This is a genomic window from Kitasatospora fiedleri, assembly GCF_948472415.1.
GTDB lineage: Bacteria > Actinomycetota > Actinomycetes > Streptomycetales > Streptomycetaceae > Kitasatospora > Kitasatospora fiedleri.
Genome location: NZ_OX419519.1, coordinates 2,043,655 through 2,058,972 on the forward strand (window position 1 = coordinate 2,043,655; position 15,318 = coordinate 2,058,972).

16 protein-coding genes and 4 pseudogenes are annotated in these 15,318 nt (G+C 75.5%); 5 read left to right on the plus strand and 15 right to left on the minus strand.

From position 1 onward, the window contains the following. Positions 1 to 157: 157 nt before the first annotated feature. The 8 genes and pseudogenes from trpA to QMQ26_RS09630 form a co-directional block, all read right to left on the minus strand. Positions 158 to 967 (minus strand): tryptophan synthase subunit alpha, encoded by an 810-nt coding sequence (trpA, locus tag QMQ26_RS09605; protein ID WP_100835744.1) that lies wholly within the window; start codon positions 965 to 967, stop codon positions 158 to 160. A 2-nt stretch (positions 968 to 969) separates the two neighbouring features. Next, positions 970 to 2,202 carry a tryptophan synthase subunit beta gene (gene trpB, locus QMQ26_RS09610; RefSeq protein ID WP_100835745.1) on the minus strand — a complete coding sequence of 411 codons (1,233 nt, stop codon included), beginning with the start codon at positions 2,200 to 2,202 and terminating at the stop codon, positions 970 to 972. Between the two features lie 91 nt (positions 2,203 to 2,293). After that, positions 2,294 to 2,494: pseudogene (gene trpM, locus QMQ26_RS38255) on the minus strand (tryptophan biosynthesis modulator TrpM); the annotation flags it as partial. Next, on the minus strand, positions 2,451 to 3,263 hold the full coding sequence (gene trpC, locus QMQ26_RS09615) for an indole-3-glycerol phosphate synthase TrpC (RefSeq protein ID WP_100835746.1): 813 nt from the start codon (positions 3,261 to 3,263) through the stop codon (positions 2,451 to 2,453). The pseudogene trpM and the gene trpC, both read right to left, overlap by 44 nt. A 176-nt stretch (positions 3,264 to 3,439) precedes the next feature. After that, on the minus strand, positions 3,440 to 3,616 hold the full coding sequence (locus QMQ26_RS09620) for a hypothetical protein (RefSeq protein ID WP_282205423.1): 177 nt from the start codon (positions 3,614 to 3,616) through the stop codon (positions 3,440 to 3,442). Positions 3,617 to 3,654: 38 nt separating this feature from the next. Beyond that, a pseudogene (locus tag QMQ26_RS38260) lies at positions 3,655 to 3,885 on the minus strand (DUF2752 domain-containing protein); the annotation flags it as partial. A gap of 95 nt (positions 3,886 to 3,980) precedes the next feature. Beyond that, positions 3,981 to 4,228, minus strand: a pseudogene (locus QMQ26_RS09625) (HGxxPAAW family protein). A gap of 186 nt (positions 4,229 to 4,414) precedes the next feature. Next, positions 4,415 to 4,963, minus strand: a complete 549-nt coding sequence (locus tag QMQ26_RS09630) for a TIGR02234 family membrane protein (protein WP_100838413.1) — start codon at positions 4,961 to 4,963, stop codon at positions 4,415 to 4,417. A gap of 172 nt (positions 4,964 to 5,135) precedes the next feature. On the opposite strand from QMQ26_RS09630, the gene QMQ26_RS09635 reads away from it, so the two are divergent. Beyond that, the gene (locus tag QMQ26_RS09635; RefSeq protein WP_282205425.1) at positions 5,136 to 6,164 is read left to right on the plus strand and encodes an SDR family oxidoreductase; all 1,029 of its coding nucleotides are present in this window, start codon (positions 5,136 to 5,138) and stop codon (positions 6,162 to 6,164) included. Between the two features lie 9 nt (positions 6,165 to 6,173). Beyond that, a complete protein-coding gene (locus tag QMQ26_RS09640; RefSeq protein ID WP_282205426.1) occupies positions 6,174 to 6,989 on the plus strand; it encodes a helix-turn-helix domain-containing protein in 816 nt (271 codons plus the stop codon). Between the two features lie 22 nt (positions 6,990 to 7,011). Here QMQ26_RS09640 and QMQ26_RS09645 read toward each other — a convergent pair whose 3' ends face one another. From QMQ26_RS09645 to QMQ26_RS09660, 4 genes are all read right to left on the minus strand, one after another. Next, positions 7,012 to 8,517: an anthranilate synthase component I gene (locus tag QMQ26_RS09645; RefSeq protein ID WP_100835750.1), complete on the minus strand. Its 1,506-nt coding sequence runs from the start codon at positions 8,515 to 8,517 to the stop codon at positions 7,012 to 7,014. Between the two features lie 66 nt (positions 8,518 to 8,583). Beyond that, positions 8,584 to 8,958 carry a phosphoribosyl-AMP cyclohydrolase gene (gene hisI, locus QMQ26_RS09650; RefSeq protein ID WP_100835751.1) on the minus strand — a complete coding sequence of 125 codons (375 nt, stop codon included), beginning with the start codon at positions 8,956 to 8,958 and terminating at the stop codon, positions 8,584 to 8,586. A 107-nt stretch (positions 8,959 to 9,065) separates the two neighbouring features. Beyond that, on the minus strand, positions 9,066 to 10,562 hold the full coding sequence (locus QMQ26_RS09655; RefSeq protein ID WP_282205427.1) for a WXG100 family type VII secretion target: 1,497 nt from the start codon (positions 10,560 to 10,562) through the stop codon (positions 9,066 to 9,068). A gap of 107 nt (positions 10,563 to 10,669) precedes the next feature. Beyond that, positions 10,670 to 10,951 carry a hypothetical protein gene (locus QMQ26_RS09660; protein ID WP_282205428.1) on the minus strand — a complete coding sequence of 94 codons (282 nt, stop codon included), beginning with the start codon at positions 10,949 to 10,951 and terminating at the stop codon, positions 10,670 to 10,672. Between the two features lie 213 nt (positions 10,952 to 11,164). On the opposite strand from QMQ26_RS09660, the gene QMQ26_RS09665 reads away from it, so the two are divergent. The 3 genes from QMQ26_RS09665 to QMQ26_RS09675 all read left to right on the plus strand — a co-directional run bounded on the left by QMQ26_RS09665 (position 11,165) and on the right by QMQ26_RS09675 (position 13,238). Next, positions 11,165 to 11,650: a septum formation family protein gene (locus QMQ26_RS09665; protein ID WP_282205429.1), complete on the plus strand. Its 486-nt coding sequence runs from the start codon at positions 11,165 to 11,167 to the stop codon at positions 11,648 to 11,650. A 25-nt stretch (positions 11,651 to 11,675) separates the two neighbouring features. Next, positions 11,676 to 12,320 carry a TIGR03085 family metal-binding protein gene (locus QMQ26_RS09670; protein ID WP_282205430.1) on the plus strand — a complete coding sequence of 215 codons (645 nt, stop codon included), beginning with the start codon at positions 11,676 to 11,678 and terminating at the stop codon, positions 12,318 to 12,320. 117 nt (positions 12,321 to 12,437) lie between these two features. After that, positions 12,438 to 13,238: a VOC family protein gene (locus tag QMQ26_RS09675; protein ID WP_282205431.1), complete on the plus strand. Its 801-nt coding sequence runs from the start codon at positions 12,438 to 12,440 to the stop codon at positions 13,236 to 13,238. A gap of 45 nt (positions 13,239 to 13,283) precedes the next feature. Here the strand turns inward: QMQ26_RS09675 and hisF are convergent, their stop codons facing one another. The 3 genes and pseudogenes from hisF to priA all read right to left on the minus strand — a co-directional run bounded on the left by hisF (position 13,284) and on the right by priA (position 15,315). Then, a complete protein-coding gene (gene hisF / locus QMQ26_RS09680; protein WP_100835757.1) occupies positions 13,284 to 14,054 on the minus strand; it encodes an imidazole glycerol phosphate synthase subunit HisF in 771 nt (256 codons plus the stop codon). A gap of 137 nt (positions 14,055 to 14,191) precedes the next feature. Beyond that, a pseudogene (locus tag QMQ26_RS09685) lies at positions 14,192 to 14,590 on the minus strand (RidA family protein); the annotation flags it as partial. After that, complete coding sequence (priA, locus tag QMQ26_RS09690) at positions 14,587 to 15,315, minus strand: bifunctional 1-(5-phosphoribosyl)-5-((5-phosphoribosylamino)methylideneamino)imidazole-4-carboxamide isomerase/phosphoribosylanthranilate isomerase PriA (RefSeq protein ID WP_100835759.1); 729 nt, start codon at positions 15,313 to 15,315, stop codon at positions 14,587 to 14,589. The gene priA and the pseudogene QMQ26_RS09685, both read right to left, overlap by 4 nt. Positions 15,316 to 15,318: the final 3 nt, after the last annotated feature.

Genomic DNA, 15,318 nt, shown 5'->3' on the forward strand with positions numbered 1-15,318 from the left:
TCCGGATCTCGCCGGGCGCGCGACGCCGGGCGCGCGACGCCGGGCGTCGACCCGACGAGAGCCGGACGAGAGCCGGACGAGAGGACCTGGCCGGAAACGCGGAGAACCGCCCGGGGAGCGGCGGTCGCTCCCCGGGCGGTTCCCGGTCGTGGTGCGGTTACCTGCGGCGGACGCCCCGCGCCAGCTCGCCCGCGAGGGCGCGGACCGCGGCGACGCCGTCGGCCGGCTCCGCGGCGTCCAGCAGGCGCTGGACGAACGCCGAGCCGACGATCACGCCGTCCGCGAAGGCGGCGACCTCGGCGGCCTGGTCGGCGTTGGAGACGCCCAGGCCGACGCAGACCGGCAGCGCGGTGGTGGCGCGGGTGCGGGCCACCAGGTCCTCGGCCAGGTTGCCGACCGCGGCCCGGGTGCCGGTCACGCCCATCACGGCGGCCGCGTACACGAAGCCGGAGCCGGCCGCGGTGACCTCGGCCAGCCGGTGGTCGGTGGAGGACGGGGCGACCACGAACACGGTGTCCAGACCGTGCTCGGCGGCGGCCTTGCGCCACTCCTCGGACTCCTCCACCGGCAGGTCCGGCAGGATGCAGCCCGCTCCCCCGGCCGCGGCCAGGTCGGCGGCGAACCGGGCGGTGCCGTAGCGGTCCACCGGGTTCCAGTACGTCATCACCAGCACCGGCACGGCCGGGTGGGCGGCGGCGACCTCGGCGACGGTGCGCAGCACGTCCTTGATCTTCACGCCGCCGCGCAGCGCGATGTCGTCGGCGGTCTGGATGACCGCGCCGTCCAGCACCGGGTCCGAGTGCGGCAGGCCGACCTCGACGACGTCGCAGCCGCCCTCGACCAGGGCGTCGATCGCGGCGATGCCGCCGTCCACGGTCGGGAAGCCGGCCGGCAGGTAGCCGATCAGGGCCGCGCGGCCCTCCGCCTTCGCGGCGGCCAGGGCGGTGGTGAGCTTGGTGTCGGCCATGGTCAGTTGGTCCCCTCGGCGTCGTAGAGGCCGAAGTACTCGGCGGCGGTGTGCATGTCCTTGTCGCCGCGGCCGGAGAGCGAGACCAGGATCGTCCCCTCCGGGCCGAGCTCGCGGCCGAGTTCGAGCGCGCCGGCCAGGGCGTGCGCGGACTCGATCGCCGGGATGATGCCCTCGGTGCGGGACAGCAGCCGCAGCGCCTCCATCGCGGCCCGGTCGGTCACCGGGCGGTACTCGGCCCGTCCGGTGTCCTTCAGCCAGGCGTGCTCCGGGCCGACGCCCGGGTAGTCCAGGCCGGCCGAGATCGAGTGCGACTCGATGGTCTGGCCGTCCTCGTCCTGCAGCACGTAGGTGCGCGAGCCGTGCAGCACGCCAGGGTCGCCCTTGGTCAGGGTGGCGGCGTGCTTCGGGGTCTCGGCGCCCTCGCCGGCCGCCTCGCAGCCGATCAGGCGGACGCCCGCGTCCGGGATGAACTCGTGGAAGATGCCCATCGCGTTGGAGCCGCCGCCGACGCAGGCGACCACCGCGTCCGGGAGCCTCCCGGTGCGGTCCAGCACCTGCTGCCGGGCCTCGACGCCGATCACCCGGTGGAAGTCGCGCACCATCATCGGGAACGGGTGCGGGCCGGCCACCGTGCCGAACAGGTAGTGGGTGGAGTCGACGTTGGCGACCCAGTCCCGGAACGCCTCGTTGATGGCGTCCTTCAGGGTGCGGCTGCCGGAGGTCACCGGGATCACCTCGGCGCCCAGCATCCGCATCCGGGCGACGTTCAGCGCCTGCCGCCGGGTGTCGACCTCGCCCATGTAGATGGTGCAGTCGAAGCCGAACAGCGCGCAGGCGGTGGCGGTGGCCACGCCGTGCTGGCCGGCGCCGGTCTCGGCGATGATCCGGGTCTTGCCCATCCGGCGGGTCAGCAGCGCCTGGCCCAGCACGTTGTTGATCTTGTGCGAGCCGGTGTGGTTGAGGTCCTCGCGCTTGAGCAGGACCCGCGCCCCGCCGGCCTCCGCGGAGAACCGGTGGACGTCGGTCAGCGGGCTCGGCCGACCGGTGTAGTCCTTGAGCAGGGCGTCCAGCTCGGCGGCGAACGCCGGGTCGTTCTTGGCCTTCTCGTACTCCTCGGCGACCTGCTCCACGGCGGCGACCAGCGCCTCCGGGATGAAGCGGCCGCCGTAGGCGCCGAAGTAACCGCGGGCGTCGGGCACCTGGGCGCCCGGAAGGTAGTGCTCGGACATGATCCGTCCTCGGATGAAGGATTGACGGCGTGGACGTGGGGACCGCGGCGGGTGCCGGCCCCCTGGCGAGGGGGCCGGGTCCTCTGGCGAGGAGCTAGCCGCGGGGCCCGCGCCATCGGCGTCCGGGGACCTGTCCGGGCTCGCAGCCGATCACGTACCGCACCCGCCGCCCCAGCACCCGGCGCGCGGGCGCGCGGCAGCCGCGCGGGCGGCAGCCGGGGCGAGACGGGTGGCGATCGACACGGCGGAGGTCAGCCCCGCCCGTTGTTGCGCAGCGCCGGGTGCGCCCCGGCGGCGACCAGGTCGGCGACCGCGGTCCGCGGGTCCCGGCCGGTGACCAGGGACTCGCCGACCAGCACCGCGTCGGCGCCCTGGTTGGCGTAGGTGATCAGGTCGTGCGGCCCGCGCACGCCGGACTCGGCGACCTTCACGAGGTGCGCCGGGATGGCGTCCACCACGTTGCCGAAGGTGTTCCGGTCGACCTCGAGGGTCTTCAGGTTGCGGGCGTTGACGCCGATGATCCGCGCGCCGGCGTCCACCGCGCGGGCGATCTCCTCCTCGTCGTGCACCTCGACCAGCGGGGTCAGGCCGATCGACTCGGCCCGCTCGATCAGCGAGACCAGGGCCGGCTGTTCCAGCGCGGCGACGATCAGCAGCGCCAGGTCCGCGCCGTGCGCGCGGGCCTCCCACAGCTGGTAGGCGGTGACGATGAAGTCCTTGCGCAGGACCGGGGTGTCCACGGCGGCGCGCACCGCGTCCAGGTCGGCCAGCGAGCCGCCGAAGCGGCGCTGCTCGGTGAGCACGCTGATCGCGGCGGCCCCGCCGGCCGCGTAGTCGGCCGCCAGCGCGGCCGGGTCGGCGATCGCCGCGAGCGCGCCCTTGGACGGGCTGGAGCGCTTGACCTCGCAGATCACCCGGACGCCGTCGCCGCGCAGCGCGGCCACGCCGTCCTTCGCCTCGGGCGCCTTGGCGGCGAGCTCCTTGAGCTCGTCCAGGGAGACCCGGGCCTGTCGCTCGGCGAGGTCCTGCCGGACCCCGTCGATGATCTCGTCGAGCACAGTCACGCGTGCGCCCCCATCGTGTTTCGCTGGTGCGGCCGGGGGCGTCGAGCGCGGTCCCGGCCTTTCGATTCGATGGTATCGGGCGCGGGGGGCGCACTCCGCATCCGCACGGCGCGCGTCTCGATCGGCGGACCGCCCGGCGGGCGCCCCAGCCCCTCCGTGCGCCCGGTGCGCGCTCCTCACCCGACGGGCGGCGCCAGGCCCGCGCCGACCGGCAGGTTCCGCGCCACCGAGAACAGCAGCACCACCAGGACCAGCACCCCCGCCTGCCAACCGGTGAGCCGCCACCCCCGCCACCCGGCCGTCCGCGCACCGCCCGCACCGTCCAGGTCGCCCAGAGCGCCAGCAGCCCGCACGCCAGCACCGCCACCAGCAGGTTGTCGTGCACCGCCGTCGGCACGTCCCCCCGGGCCAGCGCGTGCACGCAGCGCAGCCCGCCGCAGCCGGGGCACCACCAGCCGGTGGCCCGCAGGAACGGGCAGACCGGGTAATGGCCGGGCGTGTTCGGGTCCACCAGGGCGACGAACCCGGCCGGCAGCGCGACGGCCGCCAGCGCGGCCAGCGGACGGACCAGCCGGCGCGCCGCGGAGCCCTCGGGTCGGGACGGGGCGGCGGGAGCGTTCACGGGGACGATTGTGCCCCCGGGCGGACCGGGCCCGGCCCCGAAACGCCGGACGGCGGGCCCGAGGGCCCGCCGTCCGGTGCGCGACTCCGCCGCGATCAGCCCGCGGTGACCGCGCTGCGCTCCTCGGTGGGAACCGGCGCGAAGTTCTTGCTGGGCTGCCGGCCCATGCCCGCCATCGACATGGCCTTGCCGACCACGCCGCCGATCAGGACCACGGCGAGGCCCGCGATGACCAGCACGACGTTCGGCACGATCATCGCGACGCCCGCGACGCAGAAGCCGACGAAGGAAATGACCACGCCGGTCCACGCGGCGGGGTGTGGCCGTGCGCTGCTGCAGCCATCTTGTTGGTGCTCCTTGTTTCTCCGGGGCCCGGTCGGGCGGGCCTGGGGCGGCGCTCGACGGGTTGACGCTCTCCATTGTGCCGGGCCGAACACGGCGCCCCCAAGCCGGGTCGGGGTGGTGCCGCGCACATCCGGCCGCGGCCGGACCGGGCGGTCGGGTCAGCCGGTCGGCGCGGCCCGCGGGATCAGCCGGTCGGGTCCTCGCCGCGGTCCAACGCCTTCCACAGGTCGGCCGGGCCGGCCGCCCTCCCCGTGGCTGCCGACGTGCGGGTCGGTGCCTCGTAGCGGGAGCCCATGGCCGGCCAGCCGCTGCCGAACCGGGTGGTCAGGGCGCCCGCCGCCACCAGCAGCAGCCCGCCCGCCAGGGCCACCCAGGGCCATGCCGTCCGGGTGATCTCCTCGGCCCGGCCGCTGCTCAGGGCGAGCTGCCCCGCCGCGACGGCGTGCAGCCCCGCGGTGTCGGTGTACCCGATCACGGCGCCGACGACCGCGCCCGCCCCCGCCAGCACGGTCAGGGCGCCCACCAGCACCCGCGTCCGGCCGCGCACCGCGAAGACCGCGACCGCCGCCGCCATCGCCACCAGCGCCATGCCGGTCGGCAGGGCCGTCAGTCTGCTCCCGCTCGCGCTCACCGCGATCCGGCTGCCGCCCATCCCGGGCGCCACCCCCTGCGCCCAGGTCCGGCCCACCGACGTCAGGACCAGTACGGCGCCCAACGCGGTCAGCAACAGCATCAGCCCCAACGTGCCGCGGGACTTCGGGGAAGCAGGCGTCTCACTCACTCCCCCAGTGTCCCCGACCTCACCCCGCTCCCCGTCCCCGCCCCCGGTCCGCGCGTCCTGTCCCCGCGGGTACCAGGGTCGGCGGGGCCTGGTGGCGGCGGCGCCTGCGGGTCAGGGTGGGGGCATGGCACACGTACTCGTCACCGGCGGAACCGGCTTCCTCGGCGCGCACACCATCGCCCGGCTGCTCGCGGAGGGCCACGCGGTGACCACCACCGTCCGGTCGCTGTCCCGGCGCGGCGACGTCGCGTCCATGCTCGGGACGGCCGGGGTCGCCGACCCGGCGGCGGTGGCGTACGTCGAGGCGGACCTGACCCGGGACGCGGGCTGGGCCGAGGCCGTGGCCGGCGCCGACCACGTGCTGCACCTGGCCTCGCCGTTCCCCGCCGGCGCTCCCCGGCACGAGGACGAGCTGATCGTCCCCGCCCGGGACGGCGCGCTGCGGGTGCTGCGCGCCGCCCGGGACGCCGGGGTGCGGCGGACGGTGCTCACCTCCTCGTTCGGCGCCGTCGGCTACGGCCACCGGGCCGGCGGGCACGTCTTCACCGAGTCCGACTGGACGGACCTCGACGGGCCGGGCGTCTCCCCCTACGTGAAGTCCAAGACCGTCGCCGAGCGGGCGGCGTGGGACTTCGCCGCCACCGAGGGCGGCGGCATGGAGCTGACGGTCGTCAACCCGGTCGGGATCTTCGGGCCGGTCCTGGGACCGGACTACTCCAGCTCGGTGCGGATCGTCCACGCGATGCTCAGCGGCGGCATGCGGGTCGCGCCCCCGGTCTGGACCAACACCGTGGACGTCCGCGACGTCGCCGACCTGCACGTCCGGGCGATGACCGCCCCCGTGGCCGCGGGCCGGCGCTACCTGGCGTCGGCCGGTGAGCCCGTCTCGTTCCACCGGATCGCGGCCGTGCTGCGCGAACGGCTCGGCGACGCCGCCTCCGCCGCCCCCACCCGCACCGCGCCGGCCGGACTGCTGCGCGCGCTGGCCGTCGTCAGCCCCCGGATGCGGGAGCTGGCCCCGCAGCTGGGCGTGGTGCGCCGGGCCGACGGCACCCGGGCCCGCACCGAGCTGGGCTGGGCCCCGCGCGGCAACGAGGAGGCCGTGGTCGCCACCGCCGAGAGCCTGCTGCGGCTCGGCCTGGTGGCCCGCTAGCGTCGGGGCATGGACCCGATGCCGGACACCCTCGGCGACTTCCTGCGCTCCCGGCGCGAACAGCTCACCCCGGAGCGCGCCGGACTGCCGGCGGGAGAGCGGCGCCGGGTCGCCGGGCTGCGCCGCGAGGAGGTCGCCCAGCTCGCGGGCATCAGCCCGGAGTACTACCTGCGCCTGGAGCAGGGCCGCAACCGGCGCCCCTCCGACCGGACCCTGCGCGGCCTGGCCGCCGCGCTGCGGCTGGACGAGGCGGCGGCGGCCTACCTGCACCGCCTCGCCCACCCGGCCCCGCCCACCGGACCCCGGCCCGGTGCCGGGGCCGCCCGGCCGGACGCGGCCCTGCAACTGCTCCTGGACGCCTGGCCGACGACGCCCACCTACGCCCAGGCGGCCTCCGGGCGGGTGGTGGCCGCGAACCGCCTCGCCACGGCGCTGTGCCCGTTCTTCGGCGTCGGCCACGACCCGCTGCGCGCCGTCTTCCTCGAACCGGGGATGCGCCGCCTGTACCCCCGGTGGGACGACGTGACCGCCAAGGCCGTCTCCGGGCTGCGGGCCGCCCTCGCCCTCGACGGCACCGACCCCGGACTCCTGGCCACCATCGACGAACTCACCACCGCCAGCGAGCGCTTCCGCACCCTGTGGGCCAGGCGGGAGGTGCGCCGCCGCACCGTCGGCCGCACCCGGTTCCAGCACCCCGACGTCGGCGCCCTCGACCTGCACTACGAGAAGCTGCTGCGCCCCGAGGCCCGGCACCTGCTCGTTGTCTACCGCGCCGACCCCGGCAGCCCCAGCGCCGAACGGCTGGAGCTGCTCGGCCGCCGCTAGGGCCGGTCTTCGAACCCCGGTCTCAGCGCAGCGTGTTCGCCGTGGCGACGGCCCGGAGCACTGCCGCCGCCTTGTTGCGGCACTCGGTGTCCTCGGCGTGCGGGTCGGAGTCGGCCACCACGCCCGCGCCCGCCTGGACGTACGCGGTCTCGTCGCGGATCACCGCGGTGCGGATGGCGATCGCCGTGTCGGAGTCCCCGGCGAAGTCCAGGTAGCCGACGCAGCCGCCGTACAGGCCGCGGCGGGTGGGCTCCAGCTCCTCGATGATCTGCATGGCGCGGGGCTTGGGCGCGCCGGACAGGGTGCCGGCCGGGAAGCAGGCGGTGAGCACGTCGAAGGCGCTGCGGCCCTCGGCGACCTTGCCGGTGACGGTGGAGACGATGTGCATGACGTGGCTGTAACGCTCGACGGTCATGAACTCCACCACCTCGACCGAGCCCGGCGCGCAGACCCGGCCCAGGTCGTTGCGGCCCAGGTCGACCAGCATCAGGTGCTCGGCCCGCTCCTTGGGGTCGGCGAGCAGCTCGGCGGCCAGCTCGGCGTCCTCGTGCGGGGTGGCGCCGCGGTGCCGGGTGCCGGCGATCGGGTGCAGCATCGCCTCGCCGCCGGCCACCTTGACCAGCGCCTCGGGGCTGGAGCCGACCACGTCGAAGCCGCCCTCCGCGCCGCCGTCCGGCCCGGGGAAGCGGAACAGGTACATGTACGGGCTGGGGTTGGTGGTGCGCAGGACGCGGTAGACGTCGAGCGCGGAGGCCGGGCAGGGCGCCTCGAAGCGCTGCGAGGGGACGACCTGGAACGCCTCGCCGGCCCGGATTCGCTCCTTCACCACCTCGACCGCCTTGCGGTACGGCGCGCCGCCGAACGGCGAGTGCGCCTCGACCGCGGTCGGGGTGTAGGTGGCCAGGCCGGGGTCGACCGGGCGGCGCAGGTCGGCCTCCATCGCGTCGAGGCGGGCGACGGCGTCCGCGTGCGCCTCGTCGACGCCGGTGGCCAGGTCGTTGTGGTTGACCGCGTTGGCGATCAGCAGCACGGTGCCGTCGGCGTGGTCCAGGACGGCCAGGTCGGTGGCGAGCAGCAGGGTCAGCTCGGGCAGCCGCAGGTCGTCCGGGGTGAGGTCCGGCAGCTTCTCCAGGCGGCGCACCACGTCGTAGCCGAGGTAGCCGACCAGACCGCCGGTGAGCGGCGGCAGGCCGTCGTCCGGGTGCCGGGGGGTGTGCAGGGCGGCCAGGGTGGCGCGCAGCACCTCCAGCGGGTCGCCGCCGGTGGGGATGCCGACCGGGGGCTCGCCCAGCCAGCGGGCGCCGCCGTCCTCGCCGACGGTGAGCACCGCGCCGGAGCGCACCCCGACGAAGGAGTAGCGGGCCCAACTGCGGCCCTGCTCGGCGGACTCCAGCAGGAAGGTGCCGGGCCGCTCCGCGGCGAGGCTGCGGTAGACGCCGATCGGGGTGAGGCCGTCCGCCAGGAGCCGGCGGGTGACGGGAATGACCCGGGTGTCAGCGGCGAGCGTGCGGAAGGCCTCAAGGTCCATGGGGCACCGATCAGATGAGAGGAGCGGACGGGCGGAGGGACGGTCCGGGGACGGTCGGGGGACAGGCTACTGGGCGAGCGGCAGCACGTCGGCGTCGAAGCAGGTCCGGTCGCCGGTGTGGCAGGCCGCACCGACCTGATCGACCCGGACCAGCAGGGTGTCGCCGTCGCAGTCCAGCGCGACCTGCTTGACGTGCTGGACGTGGCCCGAGGTGTCGCCCTTCACCCAGTACTCGGCCCGGCTGCGGCTCCAGTACGTGCAGCGGCCGGTGGTCAGCGTGCGGTGCAGCGCCTCGTCGTCCATCCACCCGAGCATCAGCACCTCGCCGGTGTCGTACTGCTGGGCGACGGCGGGCAGCAGTCCGTCCGGGGTGCGCTTGAGTCGGGCGGCGATCGCCGGGTCCAGGGCGGTGCTGCCGGGGGCGGCGGGAGTGGTCGACATGCCCTCCATTCTCGCAGGCCGCCACCGGCCGCCGGCCGCCGGGCGGTGCTCCCGGCGGCCGGCGGGCGGTGCTCCCGGCGGGCGGTGCCGCGGCGGTGGCGCGGCGGTCAGCCGAACGCCGTCTGGATTCGCGAGCGGTCCACCCGGTAGGGCGTCGGCTGCTGCTCCAGGCCGAGGTCGCCCAGCAGTTCCCGCTCGACCGCGTTCTTGTTGACGTCGCTCTTCAGGCCCTCCTTGGCGACGCCCAGGGCGGACTGTCCGGCCGCCCTGAGGTTGCCCTTCAGGGTGCCGTCGCCGATCCGGACGCCCTCCCGGTCGTCCTCGTCGATGCCCAGCCCGGCCTTGATCCGGTCCTGGGCCCAGTCGCCGACCTTCTCGGTGGCCTTCTCGTCGAGCTTCCGGGCGATCCTGGCGGCCTTGCCGGCGCCCTCCTCCAGCTTCCGGACCTCGTCGAAGGCCGTCTCGACCTTCTTCATCTTCTCCATCACCTTGGCGACGTCGCTGAGCTTGCGGGTGGCCTTGACCGCCTTGCCCATCTCCTGGAGCGCCTTGAGCAGCTCCTCCAGCGCCTTCGCCAGCTTGGTGGACACCTGCGCCACCCGGGCCACGAAGGTGGCGATCTCCGCCTCGTCGATCAGCGCGCCGACCAGCGCCGCCGCGCCGAAGGTCACCACCGAGAGCACCGCCTCGGCGGCCAGCGAGGCGATCAGCGCCTCGATCGCCTCGGTGATGATCTGGATCACCATGCCCTCGGCCATCGCGCACTCCTGCGCGGCCGAGTTGATGATCTGCGCAGTCTGCAGCATCTCCTCGGCGGTCTGGTCGAGCGCGTCCGCGACGTCGCCCATGTGACCGCCGAACGCGTCGCTCGCCGCCCCCTGCCAGCTCGCCGCCACCGGCACCGCGCCCGAGCGCAGCTCCGCCGCGACCGAGTGCACCGCGGCCGCCTGGGCCCGCCACTGCACGGTGGCGTCGTTCAGCTCCGCCAGGTTGCCGGTGACCTTCTCCAGCATGTCCAGCAGGCCGGACTCCTCCAGCGCCCACTCGACCGCCTCGTCGAGCGCCCCGCTCAGGCCACCCCGCGACTCGTGCTCGGCCTCCGGCAGCTCCTGGAACGTCCGCTCGATCTGCGCCCGGGCCCACGCGTACGCGTCGGCCGGGCCGCCCGGCGCGCCCGGCAGGCCGTACCCGGGCAGCGTGCTCGCCCCGACGGCCCCGACGGCCCCGACGGCCCCGCCGATCCCGGCCCCCACGTACCCGGGCGACGGGGCGGGCAGCGTGCTGACGCCCTCGGGCCCCGCCGACTCACCCGGTTCGCCCGGCTCACCGGCCCCTTCGGGCTCCTCCCCGGAGCCGAACAGCTTCTCCCCGACGTAGTCGCCGGCCTTGCCGCCCAGGCTGCCCGCCGCGCTGGTCCCGGCCTCCTTGAGCGCCCCGCTGAACCAGGACTGCCGCGGGTCCACCGGCGCCGCGTCCTCGCCGCCGGTCTCACCGGTCCCGCCGTTCCCGCCGTTCCCGCCGTTCTCGGCGGGCGTGCGCGAACCGGTGCGGATCTGGTTCGGGTCCCCGACGTGCGGTGCCGGGCCGGTGCCGTGGCCGGGCACGGGCGCGGGTGCGGCCGGCTGCCGCGGGTGGTCGGCGCCGTGCGTCGTGCCGGAGGTTCCCGAGCCACCCGAGCCGCCCGAGGTGTGGTGCCTGGTCCCGTGCGCCATCACCGGCCCCCGCTCATGGTGCCCGCGACGTACTCCTCGTGGTCGGTGTAGTTCCGCGACACCCCGGACAGCCCCTGCGCGCTGCCGTGCAGCGCGTCACCGAGCAGCCCGACGTTCTCGCGGCCGGTACCGGCGTGCTCCTGGAACGCCGACGCCAGGTGCTGGGCGTTCGGCAGGTGCCCGAACGCGTCCGAGGAGAGAGTGATCGCCGCGGTGGCCTCCGCGATCCGCCTCAGCTGCTCCGCCTGCTCGGCCAGCAGCGACGAGTACCGGTCGAGCACACTCGGCTCGACCTGAAACCCGCTGTCCCCCATGGCAGTTGCCTTTCTCGTCCATCCCGTCCGACAGGCCGGTCATCCTACTGATCAGCATGCAAAGGATGAGCAAACCGATGTCCGGAAAGGACTGACGTGGCAGCTGTTGTGCCCTCAGAATGTCCTTAGACGGAGGGGGTCCGCATGAGCGGTCGACAGAAGGCTTTCCTGGCAGGCCTGGTGGCTGCGCTCGTCGTGGCGGCGGCGGTGGTGGCGCTGCTGTGGCCCGCCCCGAAGAAGCCCGCCGCCGCGCCGCCGCCCCCGAGCCCCTCCCCCAGCCCGAGCCCGAGTCCGAGCCCGTCGAAGACGTACCCGTACGCGTTCTTCGCGCCCGGTACCTGCCTGCTGGCGCCGTGGGTCCGGAACAGCCCGGTCGAGGCGTACACGGCCATCCCGTGCGACCAGCCGCACGACTCCGAGACGATCGCCAACGTGGTGCTGCCGGAGGGCCTGACCGACGACCACTCGGTCATCCAGGCCACGCTGGAGCTCTGCAAGCCCGGTTTCACCGACGCGCAGCAGCGGCAGGGCGGCGGCGGACCCTTCGTCAACAGCCCGCTCGTCCCGCTCTCGACGTTCTACCAGCAGGGCTACCGCGACGTCAGCTGCGCGGTGACCGTCCGGGAGGGGCAGGAGCCGCGCAAGATGACCGGACCGCTCAAGTAGGCCGCCCGCACCGTACGCTGGGCGCATGGTGAGTCTTGCGCAGGGCGAGCGGGCCCGGTTGAGTCGGTTGTTGGCGGCGGCGGGCCCGGAGGGGCCGACGTTGTGCGAGGGGTGGGTGGCGCGGGACTTGGCGGCGCACCTGGTAGTGCGGGAGGGGCGGCCGGACGCGGCGGCGGGCATCCGGGTCGGGGCGCTGGCCGGGTGGACGGAGCGGGTGCAGGGGAAGGTCGCGGGGCGGGAGTACGCGGGGGTGGTGAAGTCGTTCCGGTCGGGGCCGCCGGCCTGGTCGCCGTTCAACCTGCCGGGGGTGGACGGGGCGGCGAACCTGGTGGAGTTCTTCGTGCACGCGGAGGACGTCCGCCGGGCGGTGCCGTTCGAGCCGGAGCCGGTGGGCGCGGAGCTGGCGGAGGCGCTGTGGAAGCGGGTACCGGCGGTGGCCCGGTTCAGTGACGCGAAGGCGCCGGTCTCGCTGCGGCTGGTGCACCCGGACGGCCGGGAGGTGACGGTGCGTCGGAAGGGCACGCCGGTGGTGACGGTGAGCGGGGAGCCGGGCGAGCTGGTGCTGTTCCTGTCCGGGCGGGGCGCGAAGGCCGCGGTGGTGGCGGAGGGCGCGCCGGAGGCGGTGGAGACGCTGGCGCACGTGCTGCCGCTGCCGGAGGCCGGGGCCTGACGCGGACCGGGGCCTGACGGGGGCCGGGGCCTGACGGCGCGTCGGCCCGCTCCGTCCGGTCGGTGTGCCAGCCTGGGCTCCAGGCCCCTCCCCCGCCCCTCAGGAGCGCACACCGTGGTGAGCAGCGACGTCCGACCAGGCTCGCCGAACTGGATCGGCCTGGGCAGCCCGGACCTCGCCGAGTCCGCGTCGTTCTACGGCGCGGTGTTCGGCTGGACGCTGGACCGGTCCGGCCCGGACGGCCACGGGTTCTTCCGCCGCGCGGGCCGGACGGTGGCGGGGGTCGGCCCGCTGACCGAGGCGGAGGCGCTGCCCGCCTGGACGGTGTACTTCGCCGCGGCGGACGCGGCCGGTGTCGCGGCGGCGACGGAGCGCTCCGGCGGCACGGTCCGCGCCCCGGCCGCCGAGGTGCCGGGGCGGGGCCGGTCCGTGCGGCTGGCCGATCCGACGGGCGGCCGGTTCGCGGTGTGGCAGGACGGCGGGGCGGCCGGGCTGGAGGCGGTGGGCGGGCCGGGCGCGCTGTGCCGGGCGGAGCTGCGCACCCCGGACGTCCCGGGGTCGCTGCGGTTCTACCGGGGCCTGTTCGGCTGGCGGAGCCGGGACTCGGAGCCGTCGGGGGCGGCGTGCGCGGCGCTGGGCCCGGCGGACGGCGGGGCCGACTTCGGCGCGGTCGGCCACGTGCACCCGCGGGTGGACGCGGGCTGGCTGGTGCACTTCGCGGTGGCGGACGCGCTGCTGGCCACCGACGAGGTGCGCCGCTCGGGCGGGAGCGTCCTGCTGCCGCCGCGGCCGGTGCCGACGGTGGGGCGGGTCGCGGTGCTGGCGGACCCGTTCGGCGCGCAGTTCGCGCTCCTGGAGCCGAAGCCGGAACCGGAGCCGGAGCCAGGACCAGGGCCGGAACCTGGGCCGCGCCGGTGACGCACCGGCGCGGCCCCGGACGGGCGCCTCAGCGCACGAGGGAGGTCAGCGGACGGGGTGCCCGGTGGCCCGGAGTTCGTCCTTGACCTGGCCGATCGTCAAGTCGCCGAAGTGGAAGACGCTGGCGGCGAGGACCGCGTCGGCGCCGGCGTCGACCGCGGGGGCGAAGTCGGCGAGCTTGCCGGCGCCGCCGGAGGCGATGACCGGGACGGAGACGGCCTTGCGGGCGGCCCGGATCATCTCCAGGTCGTAGCCGTCCTTGGTGCCGTCGGCATCCATCGAGTTGAGCAGGATCTCGCCGGCGCCGAGTTCGGCGGCGCGCGCCGCCCACTCGATCGCGTCGAGGCCGGTGCCGCGCCGGCCGCCGTGGGTGGTGACCTCGAAGCCGGAGGCGGTCTCGGTGCCCTCGGGGCAGCGCCGGGCGTCGACCGACAGGACGAGCACCTGGCGGCCGAAGCGTTGCGCGATCTCGCGGACCAGCTCGGGCCGGGCGATCGCGGCGGTGTTGACGCCGACCTTGTCGGCGCCGGCCCGCAGCAGCCGGTCGACGTCCTCGACGGCGCGGACGCCGCCGCCGACGGTGAGCGGGATGAAGACCTGCTCGGCGGTGCGGCGGACCACGTCGTAGGTGGTCTCCCGGGAGCCGGACGAGGCGGTGATGTCGAGGAAGGTCAACTCGTCGGCGCCCTGGGCGTCGTAGAGCTTGGCGAGCTCGACCGGGTCGCCGGCGTCGCGCAGGTTCTGGAAGTTGACGCCCTTGACGACGCGTCCGGCGTCCACGTCCAGGCAGGGGATGACGCGTACTGCGAGTGTCACGGCTGGGTGCCTTCCGAGGTCTGGGGGCCGGCCGGGGCCGGGGCGTCGGCCGGGGCGGCGGCGGAGGTCCGGGCGTCGGCCGGGGCGTCGGCGGAGGTCCGGTCGCGGGCGTCGGCCAGGGCGCGGGCGAGGCCCGGCCGGTGGGCCTCGACCTCGACCTCGACCATCATCCGGGAGTCGGTCAGGCCCTGGACGACCACCATGGTGGTGACCGGGCGGACCTCGCCGAAGAGTTCCTTGTGCGCGCGGCCGACCTCGTCGCAGTCCCGGACGTGGGTGAGGTACATCCGGGTGCGGACCACGTCGGCGGCGGTGAGTCCGTAGGGGCCGAGCGCTTCGAGGGCGACCTCGAAGGCGGCCAGCGTCTGCTCGTACGGGTCGCCCTCGAAGACGGCGACGCCGTCGTCGTACGCGGTGCAGCCCGCGACCAGGACGGAGTCCCCGGCCGCCACCGCCCGGGAGAATCCGTACTGGTCCTCGTAGGGGGACCGTCCGGACTGGCGGGCGACGGCGGCGGCCGGGGTTTCGTCGGTCATCGGGACACAGCCTCCAGGGCCTCTTCGAGGGTGAACTTCTGCTCGTAGAGCGCCTTCCCCACGATCGAGCCCTCGACGCCCTCCGGTACCAGGGTGGCGATCGCGCGCAGGTCGTCGAGGGACGACACGCCGCCGGAGGCGACGACGGGCCGGTCGGTGGCGGCGCAGACGTCGCGCAGCAGCTGGAGGTTGGGGCCGGTCAGGGTGCCGTCGCGGTTGACGTCGGTGACCACGTAGCGGGCGCAGCCCTCGGCGTCGAGGCGGGCCAGCACGTCGTAGAGCTGGCCGCCGTCGCGGGTCCAGCCGCGGCCGCGCAGGGTGGTGCCGACCACGTCGAGGCCGACGGCGATCTTCTCGCCGTGCTCGGCGATGACCTTGGCGACCCACTCGGGGCTCTCCAGGGCGGCGGTGCCGAGGTTGACCCGGGTGCAGCCGGTGGCGAGGGCGGCGGCCAGCGACTCGTCGTCGCGGATGCCGCCGGACAGCTCGACCTTGATGTCGAGGCGGCCGGTGACCTCGCGGAGCAGTTCGCGGTTGCTGCCGGTGCCGAAGGCGGCGTCGAGGTCGACCAGGTGCAGCCACTCGGCGCCGGCGTTCTGCCAGGCGAGGGCGGCGGCGAGCGGCTCGCCGAAGGAGGTCTCGGTGCCGGAGGCGCCCTTGACCAGGCGGACCGCCTGGCCGTCGCGGACGTCGACGGCGGGCAGCAGTTCGAGGCGGTTGGTCATGTT

Coding starts and splice junctions, on each gene's coding strand:
- trpA (WP_100835744.1), bottom strand. CDS start 967: ATGGCCGACACCAAGCTCACCACCGCCCTGGCCGCCGCGAAGGCGGAG.
- QMQ26_RS09630 (WP_100838413.1), bottom strand. CDS start 4,963: ATGCTGTTGCTGACCGCGTTGGGCGCCGTACTGGTCCTGACGTCGGTG.
- QMQ26_RS09635 (WP_282205425.1), top strand. CDS start 5,136: ATGGCACACGTACTCGTCACCGGCGGAACCGGCTTCCTCGGCGCGCAC.
- QMQ26_RS09640 (WP_282205426.1), top strand. CDS start 6,174: ATGGACCCGATGCCGGACACCCTCGGCGACTTCCTGCGCTCCCGGCGC.
- QMQ26_RS09645 (WP_100835750.1), bottom strand. CDS start 8,517: ATGGACCTTGAGGCCTTCCGCACGCTCGCCGCTGACACCCGGGTCATT.
- hisI (WP_100835751.1), bottom strand. CDS start 8,958: ATGTCGACCACTCCCGCCGCCCCCGGCAGCACCGCCCTGGACCCGGCG.
- QMQ26_RS09670 (WP_282205430.1), top strand. CDS start 11,676: ATGGTGAGTCTTGCGCAGGGCGAGCGGGCCCGGTTGAGTCGGTTGTTG.
- priA (WP_100835759.1), bottom strand. CDS start 15,315: ATGACCAACCGCCTCGAACTGCTGCCCGCCGTCGACGTCCGCGACGGC.